This is a genomic window from Legionella saoudiensis, from assembly GCF_001465875.1.
Lineage (GTDB): Bacteria > Pseudomonadota > Gammaproteobacteria > Legionellales > Legionellaceae > Legionella > Legionella saoudiensis.
Window position 1 is genome coordinate 1 of sequence record NZ_LN901320.1, and the last position, 16,978, is coordinate 16,978.

Here is a 16,978-nt window from a genome sequence, read left to right on the forward strand (position 1 = left end):
AAAAACATATGATCTGAGGTAACTGAGATTATATGGTCAAGAAGAGAAGCGCAAACGGTGGATGCCTTGGCAGTAAGAGGCGATGAAGGACGTGGAATCCTGCGAAAAGCTTCGATGAGCTGGAAACGAGCGATTAATCGAAGATGTCCGAATGGGGGAACCCGGCTGTACGTGAGTACAGTCATCGTTAGCTGAATACATAGGTTAACGAGGCGAACTCGGGGAACTGAAACATCTAAGTACCCGAAGGAAAAGAAATCAAAAGAGATTCTCCAAGTAGCGGCGAGCGAACGGGGAGGAGCCTGGTGTGATTTATAGTACAGTGAACTAGAACAACTTGGGAAGGTTGGCCATAGAGGGTGAAAGCCCCGTATAGGTGGATTGTATTAAGAACTAAGCACGCGAACAAGTAGGCCGGGACACGTGTAATCCTGGTTGAATATGGGTGGACCATCATCCAAGGCTAAATACTACTTACTGACCGATAGTGAACCAGTACCGTGAGGGAAAGGCGAAAAGAACCCCGGAGAGGGGAGTGAAATAGAACCTGAAACCGTTTGCGTACAAGCAGTGGGAGCATGGCTTAGGCTGTGTGACTGCGTACCTTTTGTATAATGGGTCAGCGAGTTACTTTCAGTGGCGAGGTTAACTGAATAAGGAAGCCGTAGAGAAATCGAGTCTGAATAGGGCGCGAGTCGCTGTGAGTAGACCCGAAACCGGGCGATCTAGCCATGTGCAGGATGAAGGTTGGGTAACACCAACTGGAGGTCCGAACCGGGTAATGTTGAAAAATTATCGGATGACGTGTGGCTAGGAGTGAAAGGCTAATCAAGCCCGGAGATAGCTGGTTCTCCCCGAAAGCTATTTAGGTAGCGCCTCGTGAATGATTGTTGGGGGTAGAGCACTGTTTCGGCTAGGGGGCTGTCATGGCTTACCAAACCGATGCAAACTCCGAATACCGGCTAATTGAATCACGGGAGACACACGGCGGGTGCTAACGTCCGTCGTGAAGAGGGAAACAACCCAGACCGCCAGCTAAGGTCCCCAAGTACTAGTTAAGTGGGAAACGATGTGGGAAGGCATAGACAGCCAGGAGGTTGGCTTAGAAGCAGCCACCCTTTAAAGAAAGCGTAATAGCTCACTGGTCGAGTCGGCCTGCGCGGAAGATGTAACGGGGCTAAAACTAGTCACCGAAGCTGCGGATGTGCACTAAGTGCACGTGGTAGGGGAGCGTTCTGTAGGCTGAAGAAGGTGGATTGAGAAGTCTGCTGGAGGTATCAGAAGTGCGAATGCTGACATGAGTAACGATAATGAGGGTGAAAAGCCCTCACGCCGGAAGTCCCAGGTTTCCTGCACGACGTTAATCGGAGCAGGGTGAGTCGGCCCCTAAGGCGAGGCTGAAGAGCGTAGTCGATGGGAACTAGGTTAATATTCCTAGACTTTTTGTAAGTGGTGATGTGGGGACGGAGAAGGCTAAATGAGCCAGGCGTTGGTTGTCCTGGTACGTGCATGTAGGGGGGTAGACTTGGCAAATCCGGTTTACTGTTAACCCTGAGGTGTGAAGTGGTGCTGACACTTCGGTGTACAGCGAAGTCATTGATGCCCGGCTCCCAGGAAAAGCTGCTAGCCATAACTTACAGAGAACCGTACCGCAAACCGACACAGGTGGACAGGTAGAGAATACTAAGGCGCTTGAGAGAACTCGGGTGAAGGAACTAGGCAAAATGGTACCGTAACTTCGGGAGAAGGTACGCCCTTGCTGGTGAGTTGCTTTACGTAACAAAGCTGGTGAGGGCCGCAGAGACCAGGTGGCTGCGACTGTTTATTAAAAACACAGCACTCTGCAAATTCGTAAGAAGACGTATAGGGTGTGACGCCTGCCCGGTGCCGGAAGGTTAATTGATGGGGTTATCTTCGGAGAAGCTCTTGATCGAAGCCCCGGTAAACGGCGGCCGTAACTATAACGGTCCTAAGGTAGCGAAATTCCTTGTCGGGTAAGTTCCGACCTGCACGAATGGCGTAACGATGGCCACACTGTCTCCACCCGAGACTCAGTGAAATTGAAATCGCTGTGAAGATGCAGTGTACCCGCGGCTAGACGGAAAGACCCCGTGAACCTTTACTATAGTTTTGCACTGGACTTTGATGATGACTGTGTAGGATAGGTGGGAGGCTATGAAGTGATGACGCTAGTTGTCATGGAGCCGACCTTGAAATACCACCCTGTTATTATTGAGGTTCTAACTTGGTCCCATTATCTGGGATGAGGACAGTGTATGATGGGTAGTTTGACTGGGGCGGTCTCCTCCCAAAGAGTAACGGAGGAGCACAAAGGTACCCTCGGTACGGTCGGACATCGTACCAAGAGTGTAAAGGCATAAGGGTGCTTGACTGCGAGAGCGACGGCTCGAGCAGGAACGAAAGTTGGTCTTAGTGATCCGGTGGTTCTGAATGGAAGGGCCATCGCTCAACGGATAAAAGGTACTCCGGGGATAACAGGCTGATACCGCCCAAGAGTTCATATCGACGGCGGTGTTTGGCACCTCGATGTCGGCTCATCACATCCTGGGGCTGAAGCAGGTCCCAAGGGTATGGCTGTTCGCCATTTAAAGTGGTACGCGAGCTGGGTTTAGAACGTCGTGAGACAGTTCGGTCCCTATCTGCCGTGGGCGTAGGAAAATTGAGAGGAGCTGCTCCTAGTACGAGAGGACCGGAGTGGACGAACCTCTGGTGTACCGGTTGTGACGCCAGTTGCATCGCCGGGTAGCTAAGTTCGGACGGGATAACCGCTGAAAGCATCTAAGCGGGAAGCCTCCCTCAAGATGAGTTTTCCCATGAAGCCCGTTGAAGACTACGACGTTGATAGGCAAGGTGTGGAAGCGCAGTAATGTGTGAAGCTAACTTGTACTAATTGGCTGATTGTCTTGACCATATAATCTGAGTTGCTTTGGGTTGATGAAGCAATGCGAGATAGAACGTGTTACGAAAAAAAGCGAAAAAAAAGCGCTACTCTTTATTTACCTGATGCGACATTGCGGTATAATAGCGGCAATGAAGCATAAACGAGTTTTCCTGGCGACCATAGCGGTTTGGAACCACCTGAATCCATCTCGAACTCAGAAGTGAAACAGACATGCGCCAATGATAGTGTGAGGTCTCCTCATGTGAAAGTAGGTCATCGCCAGGGTTTTATTAAAGTGACATAACAATAATTGTCACGAAAGTACTTACAAAGTGTAAGTGAGCGATACATGCCGGCGTAGCTCAGTTGGTAGAGCAACTGACTTGTAATCAGTAGGTCCCGGGTTCGATTCCTGGTGCCGGCACCATCTAAATTAAGTTGGCCGTCAAACAAAGTGTTGACAATCATAGCATCTTAAAAGACAATAGCGTTCTTTTTGGAGGGGTTCCCGAGCGGTCAAAGGGATCAGACTGTAAATCTGACGGCTCTGCCTTCGAAGGTTCGAATCCTTCCCCCTCCACCAGTATTAAGAAGAAAAATAGCGGGTGTAGTTCAATGGTAGAACTTCAGCCTTCCAAGCTGATAGCGTGGGTTCGATTCCCATCACCCGCTCCAATTACAGTGAAGATGTTTGCTTATATAATGATCTAAGCATATATATAAGCCCACATAGCTCAGGCGGTAGAGCACTTCCTTGGTAAGGAAGAGGTCGTTGGTTCGAGTCCAGTTGTGGGCACCATGAAATATTAATTTAGCATATGGGGAGACTTTCCAATGGCGAAGGAAAAATTTGAGCGTAAGAAGCCACACGTTAACGTGGGTACTATTGGTCACGTAGACCATGGTAAAACAACTTTGACTGCAGCTATTACGACAATTATGGCGAAGAAATTCGGTGGTACAGCTAAAGCTTACGACCAAATCGATGCTGCGCCAGAAGAAAGAGAGCGTGGAATTACAATTTCTACAGCTCACGTAGAATATGAATCAGCTACAAGACACTATGCGCACGTAGACTGCCCAGGACATGCTGACTATGTTAAGAACATGATCACTGGTGCGGCACAAATGGACGGAGCGATCTTAGTAGTATCCGCAGCTGATGGCCCAATGCCACAAACTAGAGAACACATTCTATTGTCACGCCAAGTTGGTGTACCTTACATTGTTGTGTTCATGAACAAAGCAGACATGGTTGATGATCCTGAGCTGTTAGAATTAGTTGAAATGGAAGTGCGTGACCTGTTAAGCAGCTACGACTTCCCTGGCGATGATATTCCTATCGTTGTTGGTTCAGCGCTGAAAGCACTGGAAGGCGATGAGAGTGATATTGGTGTTAAAGCAATTGAAAAACTGGTTGATACAATGGATTCTTATATTCCTGAGCCAGTTCGTAACATTGATAAAGCATTCTTGTTACCAATCGAAGACGTATTCTCGATTTCTGGACGTGGTACAGTAGTAACTGGCCGTGTTGAGAGCGGAATTGTTAAAGTTGGTGAAGAGATTGAAATCGTTGGTATCCGCGATACAACCAAAACAACATGTACTGGAGTTGAAATGTTCCGTAAGTTGTTGGATGAAGGTCGTGCTGGAGACAACGTTGGTGTGTTATTACGTGGAACTAAGCGTGATGAAGTTGAGCGTGGACAAGTATTAGCGAAGCCAGGCACAATTAAGCCACACACTAAATTTGAAGCAGAAGTGTACGTATTATCAAAAGAAGAAGGCGGACGTCATACTCCATTCTTCAATGGTTACAGACCACAATTCTATTTCAGAACAACAGACGTAACAGGTACTTGTGACTTGCCATCTGGTGTAGAAATGGTAATGCCAGGCGATAACGTACAATTAGTAATTAACCTACATGCTCCTATTGCGATGGATGAAGGTTTACGTTTCGCAATTCGCGAAGGCGGCCGTACAGTAGGCGCTGGTGTTGTTGCGAAAATTATCGAGTAAGGTAAAATATTGGCATGCGTTAAGATTGACGCATGCCAAGTAAATTTAGGCCAGTAGCTCAATTGGCAGAGTGGCGGTCTCCAAAACCGCAGGTTGGGGGTTCGATTCCCTCCTGGCCTGCCAACTACAAGTGAATATGAAAAGTTCAAACGAAAATCCAAATAAGACAAAAGATATTTTATCTTGGCTAGCGGTAGTTCTATTAACTGCTGGCGCATTCTTTTGCACCTACTATTACACTTTTTCTGGACCTGTTCAGTCAATGATATGGCTGGGATGGTTCTTACTGTCTATGTTTTTTGCTTACCTAACAACCACAGGCAAACAGGTTTATCAATTTGCTCAAGAATCTAAAATTGAATTGTTAAAAGTTGTTTGGCCTACACGTCAAGAGACAATACAGACAACAACCATTGTTATTGTCATGGTTACATTAACTGGATTTATTCTTTGGGGAGTAGATTCAATAATGATGTGGGCAATTGCTAAAATAACACATTTAGGGTGAATTCGGTGGAAGAGCAGAAGTCAAAGCAATGGTATGTAGTACATGCCTACTCAGGTTATGAGAATTTTGTTATGCGCGAAATCTTATCTCGTGCAGTACACCACAATTTGCAAGATAAAATCGGTGAAGTTGTTGTTCCTTCTGAAGAAGTTGTTGAAATGCGTTCGGGACAAAAACGCAAAAGTACACGTAAGTTCTTCCCAGGCTATGTTTTAGTAAACATGGTTATGGATGATCAGACATGGCATATGATTCGTGCGATTCCACGTGTATTAGGCTTTATCGGTGGAACCAGTCAAACGCCTACACCAATTACAGATAAAGAGGCACGTGCAATTATGCAACGTGTCGAAGATGGGGTTACTAAACCTAAACCGAAAATTCTCTTTGAACCTGGTGAAGTTATTCGGGTCAAAGAAGGACCATTCGTTGACTTCAACGGCGTTGTTGAAGAAGTTAACTATGAGAAAAACAGACTAAGAGTAGCAGTTCTTATTTTTGGACGTTCTACGCCTGTCGAGCTTGAATTTAGTCAAGTTGAAAAGACCTAGTTTGTTAAGTGCCTAGACCAGTATTCATACTGTAGATGCTAAATCTACGGTATGGTGCTGGTCAGGCTTTTTTTGTAAAACAGGGGAGCTAGAAATTTTGGACGAAGTTAATTTGTCACGAAACTAGTGTTTGACCCGTAAGGAGTAAATATGGCAAAAAAAGTAGAAGCATATATTAAGTTACAAATTCCAGCCGGAAAGGCAAACCCAAGCCCACCAGTTGGACCTGCATTAGGTCAACGTGGTGTGAATATTATGGAATTCTGTAAAGCATTTAACGCTGCAACACAACAATTGGAACAAGGTTTACCTATTCCTGTTGTTATTACAGTTTATAGTGATCGCAGCTTTACCTTTATCACTAAGACTCCTCCAGCTTCTGTTCTCTTGAAAAAAGCTGCTGGTATTCAAAGTGGAAGTGGTACACCTAACACTAAGAAAGTGGCTAAACTTCACGTCAGTAAACTTGAAGAAATCGCGAAGCTTAAGGCTCCTGATTTAACTGCTGCAGATCTAGCAGCTGCAGTTAGAAGTATTGCAGGTACAGCGCGTAGCATGGGTATTGAAGTTGAAGGTTTAGAATAAGGGGTCACCATGGCAAAAGTAACTAAGAAACAAAAGAAAATTGCAACAGTAGTTAAGCCAAATCATTTGTATACTGTTAGCGAAGCTGTTGCTGTATTAAAAGAATTTGCATCAGCAAAATTTCGTGAAAGCTTAGATATCAGTGTTAACTTAGGAGTTGATCCTCGTAAATCTGACCAAGTTGTTCGCTCATCTACTAACCTGCCAAAAGGTACTGGTAAAGTAGTTCGTGTTGCTGTATTTGCTCAAGGCGATAACGCAACTAAAGCAAAAGACGCAGGTGCTGATATTGTTGGCTTCGAAGATTTAGCTGATCAAATTAAAGCGGGTAAAATGGACTTCGATGTTGTTATTGCAACACCAGATGCAATGAGAATCGTAGGTCAATTAGGTCAAGTTCTTGGTCCAAGAGGTTTGATGCCTAACCCTAAAGTTGGTACTGTAACTACAAACGTAGAAGCAGCAGTTAAAGATGCTAAATCAGGTCAGGTACGTTATAGAACTGATAAAAATGGTATTATCCATTGTTCAGTTGGGAAAGTTGATTTCGCAGCAGAAGATGTGCTGGAAAACATTGTTGCTTTAATTAGCGACTTGAAAAAAGCGAAACCATCTTCATCTAAAGGTCAATACCTGAAGAAAATTTCTTTATCTACAACTATGGGCCCTGGATTAGCTATTGATATTTCATCTTTACCTGTGTAATATATCCACCCATTTTTAAGAATTCACGGCATAGATTTGGTTCTCATGCCGTCGAAGACCGCAGGTGCCTTGGCTTAATTTCCTGCGCAGACGGTGAACCGGCTCCATTTAAAAGAGGCGGCCACCATAACTGGCAAATCCTTGAGATTTGTTTACATTAGGAGGTCAGTAACGTGACATTAAATTTAGCTGCAAAGAAAGCAGTAGTTGAAGAGGTGGCTGAAGTCGCTTCTAAAGCTATTTCGGCAGTTGTTGCTGATTATCGTGGTTTAACTGTTAATCAAATGACGCAATTACGCACTGAAGCGCGTAAAGCTGGTGTCTATCTTCGAGTTGTAAGAAATACCTTAACTCGCAGAGCATTTAAAGACACTGAGTTTGAATGCTTGAGTGATATGCTTGTTGGCCCGTTATTCGTTGCTTTATCTCTGGAAGCACCCAGTGATGCAGCACGTCTGCTTAAAGAGTTTGCTAAGACATTCGATAAACTTGAAGTCAAAGCATTATCAGTAGGCGGAAAAGTATACGCAGCAAGTCAAATTGACGCAGTTGCAAGCTTACCGACTAAGGACGAAGCAATTGCTAAGTTGATGTATGTAATGAAAGCGCCAGTTGAGAAATTTGTTAGAACTCTTGCTGAGCCTCACGCTAAGTTAGTGAGAACTATAGCAGCAGTAAAAGACAAAAAAGCAGGTTAATCCCTTAATCATTAATTAATTTTTTTTAAATCAGGAGCTAGTAATGGCTGTGTCTAAAGACGAAATTTTAAATACCATAGCAAACATGTCTGTTATGGAAGTTGTTGAACTAATCGAAGCAATGGAAGAGAAATTCAATGTTTCTGCTGCCGCTGCTGCTGTTGCAGTTGCTGCTCCAGCTGCTGCTGCTTCTGCTGCTGAAGAGCAAACTGAGTTCAACGTAATTATGACTAGCTTTGGCGCAAACAAAGTTAACGTAATTAAAGCGGTTCGTGAAATTACTGGTCTAGGCTTGAAAGAAGCTAAAGATTTAGTAGAAGGTGCTCCTTCAACAATTAAAGAAGCTGTATCTAAAGACGAAGCTGCTAACCTCAAGAAAGCGCTTGAAGAAGCTGGTGCTACAGTAGAAGTTAAATAATATAGTTGTATCAATGAGATTGAACCCAGCCATGTTTTCATGGCTGGGTTTACGTGTTTGAAAGTCATCAATAATTTACAGAGGAACCACCATGGCCGTTGCAGAAGCTAAACCTCAATATTCGCATGCTGAGAAAAAACGATTTCGCAAGAGCTTTGGTACCCAAGCCGATAAAATGGCGATACCAAATCTGCTTGAAATTCAACTTAAATCCTATAGAGATTTTCTTCAGGCCGATAGCAAATTAAGTCAACACTTTAATACAGGATTACATGCTGCATTTTCTTCTGTATTCCCTATCGAAAGTTTTTCTGGTAATGCACGACTTGAATATGTTGGTTATAAGCTGGGCGAGCCAGCATTCGATGTTCGCGAGTGCAAGTTACGTGGTTTAACCTATTCTGCACCATTACGGGTTAAGATAAGACTTGTTGTTCTTGATAAAGACGCAAGCGAAGAGCCTAAGCCAATTAAAGATATTAGAGAACAAGATGTATTTATGGGAGAAATTCCCTTAATGACCGATGTAGGTACATTCGTTGTGAATGGAACCGAGCGTGTTGTGGTTTCACAGTTACATCGTTCACCTGGTGTTATATTTGAGCATGATAAAGGTAAAACTCATTCATCAGGTAAATTGCTTTATTCAGCACGCATTATTCCTTATCGTGGATCTTGGCTAGATTTTGAATTTGATCCTAAAGATTGCGTTTATGTCCGAATTGATAGACGACGTAAGCTACCCGTTAGCATTTTATTGAGAGCTTTAGGATACGAAACAGAAGATATTCTTAGCGAATTCTTTGAAATGACCAGCTGTCACCTTAAAAATGGTGAGTATCATATTGAGTTGATACCACAACGTTTACGAGGTGAGATAGCTTCATTTGATATTCTTGTACCAGAAACTGGCGAGTTAATCGTTGAGCAAGGCAGAAGAATTACAGCACGTCACATTAAGCAAATGGAAAAAAGCCAAATGCAAGATCTCGTAGTGCCTAGAGATTATTTGGTTGGTAAAACATTAGCTAAAAATATAATAGACACGCTAACAGGCGAAGTTGTTGCTCAAGCAAACGACGAAGTTACTGACGAGTTGCTCGATAAAATGGCATCTCATGGCATTCATCAATTTGATATGATTTATACCAATGATTTGGATCATGGATCATACATTTCTGATACAATTAAAATTGACCCCACTTCAAGTCAATTAGAAGCATTGGTAGAAATCTACCGTATGATGCGTCCTGGTGAGCCACCAACTAAAGAAGCAGCCGAAGCATTATTCAAAAACTTATTCTTTGTTGATGAGCGTTATGATCTATCTGCTGTTGGCCGTATGAAGTTCAACAGACGTGTTGGTAGAAAAAATGATGATGGTCCAGGTACTTTGACCAAAGAAGACATCATGGCAGTAATTAAGACGCTTATTGATATTCGCAATGGTATCGGAATGGTTGATGATATTGATCATCTTGGTAACCGTCGTGTGCGAAGCGTTGGTGAAATGACTGAAAACCAATTCCGTGTTGGTTTAGTTCGTGTTGAGCGTGCAGTTAAAGAGCGTTTAAGTTTAGTTGAATCTGAAAACTTAATGCCACAAGATTTAATTAACGCGAAGCCTGTATCTGCTGCAATCAAAGAATTCTTCGGTTCCAGCCAGTTGTCTCAGTTCATGGATCAGGTAAACCCATTGTCAGGGGTTACTCATAAGCGTCGTGTATCTGCGTTAGGCCCAGGTGGTTTAACACGCGAGCGCGCAGGCTTCGAGGTTCGTGACGTACACACCACTCACTATGGCCGCGTATGTCCAATTGAAACGCCTGAAGGTCCAAACATTGGATTGATTAACTCTTTATCTGTTTATGCAAGAACTAATGATTACGGTTTCATTGAAACGCCTTGCCGTAAAGTAATTGATGGTCGTGTAACCGATGACATTGAATATTTATCTGCGATCGAGGAAGTAGATCAATATATTGCACAATCAAGTGTTGCTTTAGATGAGAATGGTAACATTCTTGCGGATTTGGTTCCTTGCCGTCATCAGAATGAATTTTCATTAACGACACCTGATAAAATTAATTACATGGACATCTCTCCAAAGCAGATCGTTTCTGTAGCAGCTTCGTTAATTCCATTCTTAGAGCATGACGATGCGAACCGCGCATTAATGGGATCAAACATGCAACGTCAGGCAGTACCGACATTGCGCTCTGAGAAGCCTTTAGTTGGAACGGGAATGGAGCGTATCGTTGCTTCAGATTCTGGGGTTTCTGTTGTTGCAAAACGTGGTGGAATAATCGATCTAGTTGATGCTTCACGTATTGTAGTTCGTGTTAATGATGATGAAACTACTGCTGGTGAAACTGGGGTAGATATTTACAACTTAACTAAATATTTCCGTTCAAACCAAGATACCTGTATTAACCAAAGACCAATTGTAAATACCGGGGATCGCATCCAACGTGGTGATATTCTCGCGGATGGTCCTTGTACCGATATGGGTGAGTTAGCATTAGGTCAAAACTTGCTTGTAGCATTTATGCCTTGGAATGGATATAACTTCGAGGACTCGATTCTTATCTCTGAGCGCATTGTCCAAGAAGATCGTTTTACTACAATTCATATCGAAGAATTAACGTGTATTGCTCGTGATACCAAGTTAGGTACAGAAGAAATTACCGCTGATATTCCAAACGTTGGAGAATCTGCATTATCAAATCTGGACGAAGCTGGTGTTGTATACATCGGTGCTGAGGTAAAAGCAGGCGACATTCTTGTAGGTAAAGTAACTCCTAAAGGGGAAACTCAACTTACTCCTGAAGAGAAATTATTACGTGCAATATTCGGTGAAAAGGCTTCTGACGTTAAAGATTCATCGTTGCGCGTTCCTTCTGGTATGAATGGTACAGTAATTGATGTACAAGTATTTACGCGTGATGGACTCGATAAAGATGCTCGTGCAAAGAGCATTGAAGAAGAGCATCTAGCCCGTGTTCGTAAAGACTTAGTTGATGAGCGCAGAATTCGTGAAGAAGATATCTATCATCGTGTAGCTAATCTGATTCTTGATAAAGTAGCAACCGGCGGCCCAGCTAATTTGAAACCAGGGTCAACTGTTACCCAAGAGTACTTGGATAAAGTTGAACGTCAAAAATGGTTTGATATTCGTTTAGACAATGATGCGATAAGTCAACAGTTAGAACAACTTTCAAAACAACTTGAAATGTTGTCTAAAGAAATGGAAAAACGTTTTAACGACAGCCGTAAGAAAATCATTCAAGGTGATGACTTAGCGCCTGGCGTATTAAAAATTGTTAAAGTCTATCTAGCTGTTAAGCGTCGAATCCAGCCTGGTGATAAAATGGCAGGTCGACATGGTAACAAGGGGGTTATCTCTATTGTCGTACCTGTTGAGGACATGCCGCATATGGAAGATGGAACTGCTGTTGATATCGTACTGAACCCACTTGGGGTACCTTCACGTATGAATATTGGTCAGGTATTAGAGACGCATCTTGGTTTAGCTGCTAAGGGTCTAGGACATAAGATAGCCGAATTGTTAGATACGAAGCAGTCAGCAGCTGAAATTAAGTCGTTCCTGGGCAAAATATACAACCATGATGGCGTACAACGAGTTAATCTTGATTGCTTAAATGAAGAAGAATTATTCCGTTTAGCGGATAACCTACGTGCTGGAGTACCAATGGCAACGCCAGTATTCGATGGAGCTTCTGAAGAAGAAATCAAGAGCATGTTATTACTGGCAGGCTTATCTCCTGATGGTAAAACAACATTGATTGATGGTAGAACCGGAAATAAATTTGATAATCCAGTTACCGTTGGTTATATGTACATGTTAAAACTTAACCATTTAGTTGATGATAAGATGCACGCTCGTTCAACTGGTTCCTATAGCTTAGTAACGCAACAACCACTGGGCGGTAAAGCACAGTTTGGAGGACAGCGTTTCGGGGAGATGGAAGTATGGGCACTGGAAGCATATGGTGCTGCATATACATTACAAGAAATGTTGACTGTAAAATCAGATGACGTTGGTGGTAGAACGAAGATCTATAAGAATATTGTCGATGGTGATCATCGTATGGACCCAGGAATGCCTGAATCGTTTAACGTATTGTTAAAAGAAATTCGTGCATTGGGAATTGATATTGAATTAGATCACGATTAACTGTATCAGCGATACATACTGATTAACCAATTTTTGGAGACATAGACTTGAGTACTCTAAACGACGATCCAATGAATGAACCGATGAGAAAAGCTCCAGTGATGAGCGACTTGCTTGGAATTCTCAAGCAACAAGGGCAAAGTGAAGAGTTCGACGCAATTAAAATTGCGTTGGCCTCTCCGGAATTAATTCGCTCTTGGTCTTATGGTGAGGTAAAAAAACCAGAAACGATTAATTACCGTACCTTTAAGCCTGAGCGTGATGGTTTATTCTGTGCTAAAACGTTTGGCCCGGTAAAAGATTATGAATGTTTATGCGGTAAATATAAGCGCTTAAAACACCGTGGTGTTATTTGCGAAAAATGCGGTGTTGAACTCGCATTAGCTAAAGTACGTCGTGAGCGTATGGGACATATCGAACTGGCGAGCCCAGTTGCGCATATTTGGTTCTTAAAATCATTACCATCCAGAATTGGTTTACTACTGGATATGACTTTAAGAGACATTGAGCGCGTTCTTTACTTCGAAGCATTTGTTGTTGTTGAGCCAGGTATGACTGAGCTTGAGCGCGGCCAATTGCTTAATGATGAGGCTTATCTTGATGCAATGGAGCAGTACGGTGATGAATTTGATGCACGTATGGGTGCAGAAGCAATCCGTGATCTATTACGTCAAGTTAGCCTAGAAGATGAAATCAAAAATCTACGTGAAGAGTTACCAACTACGAGCTCTGAAACAAAGATTAAGAAGATTACTAAACGCTTGAAACTATTAGAAGCGTTTTATGAATCAGGAAATAAACCTGAGTGGATGATTATGGATGTATTGCCAGTTCTTCCACCCGATTTAAGACCATTAGTACCTCTAGATGGTGGTCGTTTTGCTACATCAGATCTTAATGACTTATATCGTCGCGTGATTAACCGTAATAATCGTTTGAAGCGTTTACTTGACTTGAATGCTCCAGATATTATCGTACGTAACGAAAAGCGTATGTTACAAGAATCTGTTGATGCCTTATTAGATAACGGCCGTCGCGGTAGAGCCATTACAGGTACCAACAAGCGTCCACTTAAATCATTAGCGGATATGATTAAAGGAAAGCAAGGTCGCTTCCGTCAAAACCTTCTTGGTAAGCGTGTTGACTACTCTGGTCGTTCGGTAATCGTGGTAGGTCCTACACTAAAATTACATCAGTGCGGTTTACCGAAAAAAATGGCTCTTGAATTGTTCAAACCGTTTATTTTTAGTAAATTAGAATTTAGAGGGTTAGCGACAACAATTAAAGCTGCCAAGAAAATGGTAGAGCGTGAAGAGTCTGTGGTATGGGATATTTTAGATGACGTTATTCGCGAACATCCAATCCTATTAAACCGTGCACCAACACTGCATAGATTAGGTATTCAGGCCTTCGAACCTGTACTAATTGAAGGTAAGGCGATTCAGTTACATCCGTTAGTTTGTACTGCATATAACGCGGACTTCGACGGGGACCAAATGGCGGTTCACGTACCACTAACTTTAGAAGCACAGTTAGAAGCTCGTTCGCTAATGATGTCTACGAATAATATTTTATCGCCTGCAAGCGGTGAGCCAATTATTGTTCCTAGCCAGGACGTAGTATTAGGTTTGTACTATTTAACTCGTGAAAAAGTTAACGCCTTAGGTGAAGGTAAAATATTTGTTAGTGCCCAAGAAGCACAAAACTTCTATGAATCAAATCATTTAGATATCCATGCGAAAATTAAGATTCGTATGGCTAAAGAAAATGGCGAAGAAGGGTATCATTTAGTCGAAACTACCGTTGGGCGCGCGATTCTTGCCGAAGTACTACCTAAGGGTATGCCTTTTGCGACAATTAACCGTACTATGACTAAGAAAGTAATTTCTAAGGTAATTGACGGTTGCTACCGTACTTTTGGCTTAAAAGAAACGGTAATTTTCGCCGATAAGCTGATGTATACAGGTTTCAAATATGCAACTCGTTCTGGCGTATCGATTGGTATCGAAGATATGGAGATTCCAGACGATAAAGCCAGTATTATTGAGCATGCTGATAACGAAGTTCGTGAAATCGAATCACAATTCCGTTCAGGTTTGGTAACTAACGGTGAGCGTTACAATAAAGTAATCGATATTTGGTCACGTACTAATGAATTAGTCGCTAAGTCGATGATGGCCAAAATTGCTACCGAAGAAGTCACTGATGCTAGAGGTAATCAGACTCGCCAAGAATCATTTAACCCAATCTTTATGATGGCGGATTCAGGAGCAAGGGGTTCGGCAGCACAGATAAGACAGCTAGCAGGTATGCGTGGTCTGATGGCGGCTCCAGACGGTTCGATCATTGAAACCCCAATTACCGCGAACTTCCGTGAAGGTCTGAACGTATTCCAGTACTTCATTTCAACTCACGGTGCGCGTAAAGGTTTGGCGGATACCGCATTAAAAACAGCGAACTCTGGTTATCTGACTCGTCGCTTAGTTGACGTTGCCCAAGACGTTGTTATTACCGAGGATGATTGTGGTGTCGAAACAGGTATTCTAATGCAACCTCTCATTGAGGGCGGTGATATTGTTGAGCCACTGCATGAGCGTGTATTAGGTCGTGTTGTTGCTGCAGATGTTTATATTCCTAACCAAACTGAACCTGTAGTTACTGCAGGTACTTTATTGGATGAAGATTGGGTTGAGCAGTTAGAGAAGCAGAGTGTCGACCAAGTAATGGTTCGTTCACCAATCACCTGCCAAACTCGATTTGGACTCTGTGCTAAATGTTATGGGCGTGATCTGGCTCGAGGACACTTGGTTAACACCGGGGAAGCAGTTGGTATTATTGCCGCCCAGTCAATCGGTGAACCTGGAACTCAGTTGACCATGCGTACCTTCCACATCGGGGGGGCTGCATCAAGAGCAACCGCTGCGAACAACATTCAAATTAAGACTAAAGGGGTTATTCGCTTACATAACATTAAGACGGTAACTCATGAAAATAAAAACCTGGTTGCGGTATCGCGTTCAGGTGAAGTGACCATCGTAGATGAATTTGGTCGTGAGCGTGAGCGTTATAAGCTACCTTATGGTGCGGTGATTTCCGTGCAAGATAACTCTCCTGTAGATGCAGGTCAGGTAATTGCAACCTGGGATCCTCATACTCACCCAGTTATTTCTGAAGTGAGTGGTTACCTGAAGTTCGTTGACTTAATCGACGGTATTACTATGAACAGACAAACCGATGAATTGACTGGTTTGAGTAACATTGTAATTATCGATGCGAAGCAACGTAGTGCAGCGGGCCGTGATTTACGTCCTATGGTTAAATTAGTAACTGCTGATGGTGACGATATTTATCTGGCTGGTACTAACGTTCCTGCACAATACTATTTACCTGTAGATGCGATCGTTAACTTTGAAGATGGCGGTCTAGTAGGTATCGGGGATGTCATTGCACGTATTCCTCAAGAACGCTCTAAAACACGCGATATTACCGGGGGTCTTCCACGGGTAGCTGACTTGTTTGAAGCGCGTAAACCAAAAGATTCTGCGGTTATGGCGGAAGTATCTGGATTGGTGAACTTTGGTAAGGAAACTAAAGGTAAACGTCGATTAATAATCAATGTTTCCGAAGATCAATGTCATGAAGAATTGATACCAAAATGGCGTCATATATCTGTGTTTGAAGGGGAGCATGTAGAGCGCGGTGAAATCATCGCTGAAGGTGCACTCAATCCACATGACATATTACGTCTATTAGGTGTGGGCGCATTGGCAAATTATATTGTGAACGAAGTGCAAGATGTATATCGTTTACAGGGTGTGAAAATTAATGATAAGCACATCGAAGTAATTGTTAGACAAATGCTACGTAAGCGAGTTATTACTTTTGCTGGTGATTCTAAATTCCTGGCTGGTGAGCAGATCGAAGAAAGCGCTATGCTGCAAGAAAATGATAGGCTTATTGCTGAAGGAAAACAGCCTGCCCGCGGTACACCAATTCTATTGGGTATTACTAAGGCATCTTTGGCTACGGAATCATTTATTTCTGCTGCATCATTCCAAGAAACAACTCGAGTTCTGACGGAAGCAGCAGTAAGTGGTAAAATTGATGATTTACGTGGATTGAAAGAAAACGTGATGGTTGGTCGCTTGATTCCTGCAGGAACAGGTTATGCTTACCATCAAGGCCGGAAGGCAAAAAGAGCTAAGGCTGCAGCTGGTGAGCATGTAATGCACACTGTTACTGCGAGTGATGTTGAACATGCGTTAAGCGAAGCATTAAACGCTGATAATCAAGAACACTAGTTCGGATCTAAGATACGGCAGATTAAAACTTGACAAATCTGTCGTATCTATATAGAATCCGGCCTCCTTATGCATTCGAAATAATCA

Annotated in this window: 9 protein-coding genes, 5 tRNA genes and 2 rRNA genes; all 16 read left to right on the forward strand. The window is 43.0% G+C overall.

Features of this window, described 5'->3' with window-relative positions:
* Window positions 1-34 precede the first annotated feature (34 nt).
* The 16 genes from BN3124_RS00910 (at window position 35) to rpoC (ending at window position 16,891) form a co-directional block, all read left to right on the forward strand.
* Window positions 35-2,932 (forward strand): 23S ribosomal RNA (locus tag BN3124_RS00910).
* Window positions 2,933-3,071: 139 nt separating this feature from the next.
* Window positions 3,072-3,187: ribosomal RNA gene (rrf, locus tag BN3124_RS00915) — 5S ribosomal RNA — on the forward strand.
* Between the two features lie 66 nt (window positions 3,188-3,253).
* Window positions 3,254-3,329 (forward strand) — tRNA-Thr (locus BN3124_RS00920).
* Window positions 3,330-3,400: 71 nt separating this feature from the next.
* Window positions 3,401-3,485: transfer RNA gene (locus tag BN3124_RS00925), tRNA-Tyr, on the forward strand.
* Between the two features lie 18 nt (window positions 3,486-3,503).
* A tRNA-Gly gene (locus tag BN3124_RS00930) sits at window positions 3,504-3,577 on the forward strand.
* 48 nt (window positions 3,578-3,625) lie between these two features.
* Window positions 3,626-3,701: transfer RNA gene (locus BN3124_RS00935), tRNA-Thr, on the forward strand.
* Between the two features lie 35 nt (window positions 3,702-3,736).
* Window positions 3,737-4,927, forward strand: coding sequence for an elongation factor Tu (gene tuf, locus BN3124_RS00940; RefSeq protein WP_058532993.1), 1,191 nt, complete (start codon window positions 3,737-3,739; stop codon window positions 4,925-4,927).
* A 47-nt stretch (window positions 4,928-4,974) separates the two neighbouring features.
* Window positions 4,975-5,050: transfer RNA gene (locus BN3124_RS00945), tRNA-Trp, on the forward strand.
* Between the two features lie 13 nt (window positions 5,051-5,063).
* Window positions 5,064-5,435: a preprotein translocase subunit SecE gene (gene secE, locus BN3124_RS00950; RefSeq protein WP_058533257.1), complete on the forward strand. Its 372-nt coding sequence runs from the start codon at window positions 5,064-5,066 to the stop codon at window positions 5,433-5,435.
* Between the two features lie 5 nt (window positions 5,436-5,440).
* Window positions 5,441-5,986 carry a transcription termination/antitermination protein NusG gene (gene nusG / locus BN3124_RS00955; RefSeq protein ID WP_078061440.1) on the forward strand — a complete coding sequence of 182 codons (546 nt, stop codon included), beginning with the start codon at window positions 5,441-5,443 and terminating at the stop codon, window positions 5,984-5,986.
* A 150-nt stretch (window positions 5,987-6,136) separates the two neighbouring features.
* Window positions 6,137-6,571 (forward strand): 50S ribosomal protein L11, encoded by a 435-nt coding sequence (rplK, locus tag BN3124_RS00960; protein WP_058532994.1) that lies wholly within the window; start codon window positions 6,137-6,139, stop codon window positions 6,569-6,571.
* A gap of 9 nt (window positions 6,572-6,580) precedes the next feature.
* A complete protein-coding gene (gene rplA / locus BN3124_RS00965) occupies window positions 6,581-7,276 on the forward strand; it encodes a 50S ribosomal protein L1 (RefSeq protein WP_058532995.1) in 696 nt (231 codons plus the stop codon).
* A 173-nt stretch (window positions 7,277-7,449) separates the two neighbouring features.
* Window positions 7,450-7,974: a 50S ribosomal protein L10 gene (gene rplJ / locus BN3124_RS00970; protein ID WP_058532996.1), complete on the forward strand. Its 525-nt coding sequence runs from the start codon at window positions 7,450-7,452 to the stop codon at window positions 7,972-7,974.
* A gap of 43 nt (window positions 7,975-8,017) precedes the next feature.
* Window positions 8,018-8,392, forward strand: a complete 375-nt coding sequence (gene rplL, locus BN3124_RS00975; RefSeq protein ID WP_058532997.1) for a 50S ribosomal protein L7/L12 — start codon at window positions 8,018-8,020, stop codon at window positions 8,390-8,392.
* 91 nt (window positions 8,393-8,483) lie between these two features.
* Window positions 8,484-12,590 carry a DNA-directed RNA polymerase subunit beta gene (rpoB, locus tag BN3124_RS00980; protein WP_058532998.1) on the forward strand — a complete coding sequence of 1,369 codons (4,107 nt, stop codon included), beginning with the start codon at window positions 8,484-8,486 and terminating at the stop codon, window positions 12,588-12,590.
* Window positions 12,591-12,691: 101 nt separating this feature from the next.
* Window positions 12,692-16,891, forward strand: a complete 4,200-nt coding sequence (gene rpoC, locus BN3124_RS00985) for a DNA-directed RNA polymerase subunit beta' (RefSeq protein WP_058533259.1) — start codon at window positions 12,692-12,694, stop codon at window positions 16,889-16,891.
* Window positions 16,892-16,978 lie beyond the last annotated feature (87 nt).

What these genes read in the sequence shown, in the direction of transcription:
- tuf (WP_058532993.1), top strand. Translation starts at nt 3,737, where the DNA reads ATGGCGAAGGAAAAATTTGAGCGTAAGAAGCCACACGTTAACGTGGGT.
- secE (WP_058533257.1), top strand. Translation starts at nt 5,064, where the DNA reads ATGAAAAGTTCAAACGAAAATCCAAATAAGACAAAAGATATTTTATCT.
- rplK (WP_058532994.1), top strand. Translation starts at nt 6,137, where the DNA reads ATGGCAAAAAAAGTAGAAGCATATATTAAGTTACAAATTCCAGCCGGA.
- rplA (WP_058532995.1), top strand. Translation starts at nt 6,581, where the DNA reads ATGGCAAAAGTAACTAAGAAACAAAAGAAAATTGCAACAGTAGTTAAG.
- rplL (WP_058532997.1), top strand. Translation starts at nt 8,018, where the DNA reads ATGGCTGTGTCTAAAGACGAAATTTTAAATACCATAGCAAACATGTCT.
- rpoB (WP_058532998.1), top strand. Translation starts at nt 8,484, where the DNA reads ATGGCCGTTGCAGAAGCTAAACCTCAATATTCGCATGCTGAGAAAAAA.
- rpoC (WP_058533259.1), top strand. Translation starts at nt 12,692, where the DNA reads ATGAGCGACTTGCTTGGAATTCTCAAGCAACAAGGGCAAAGTGAAGAG.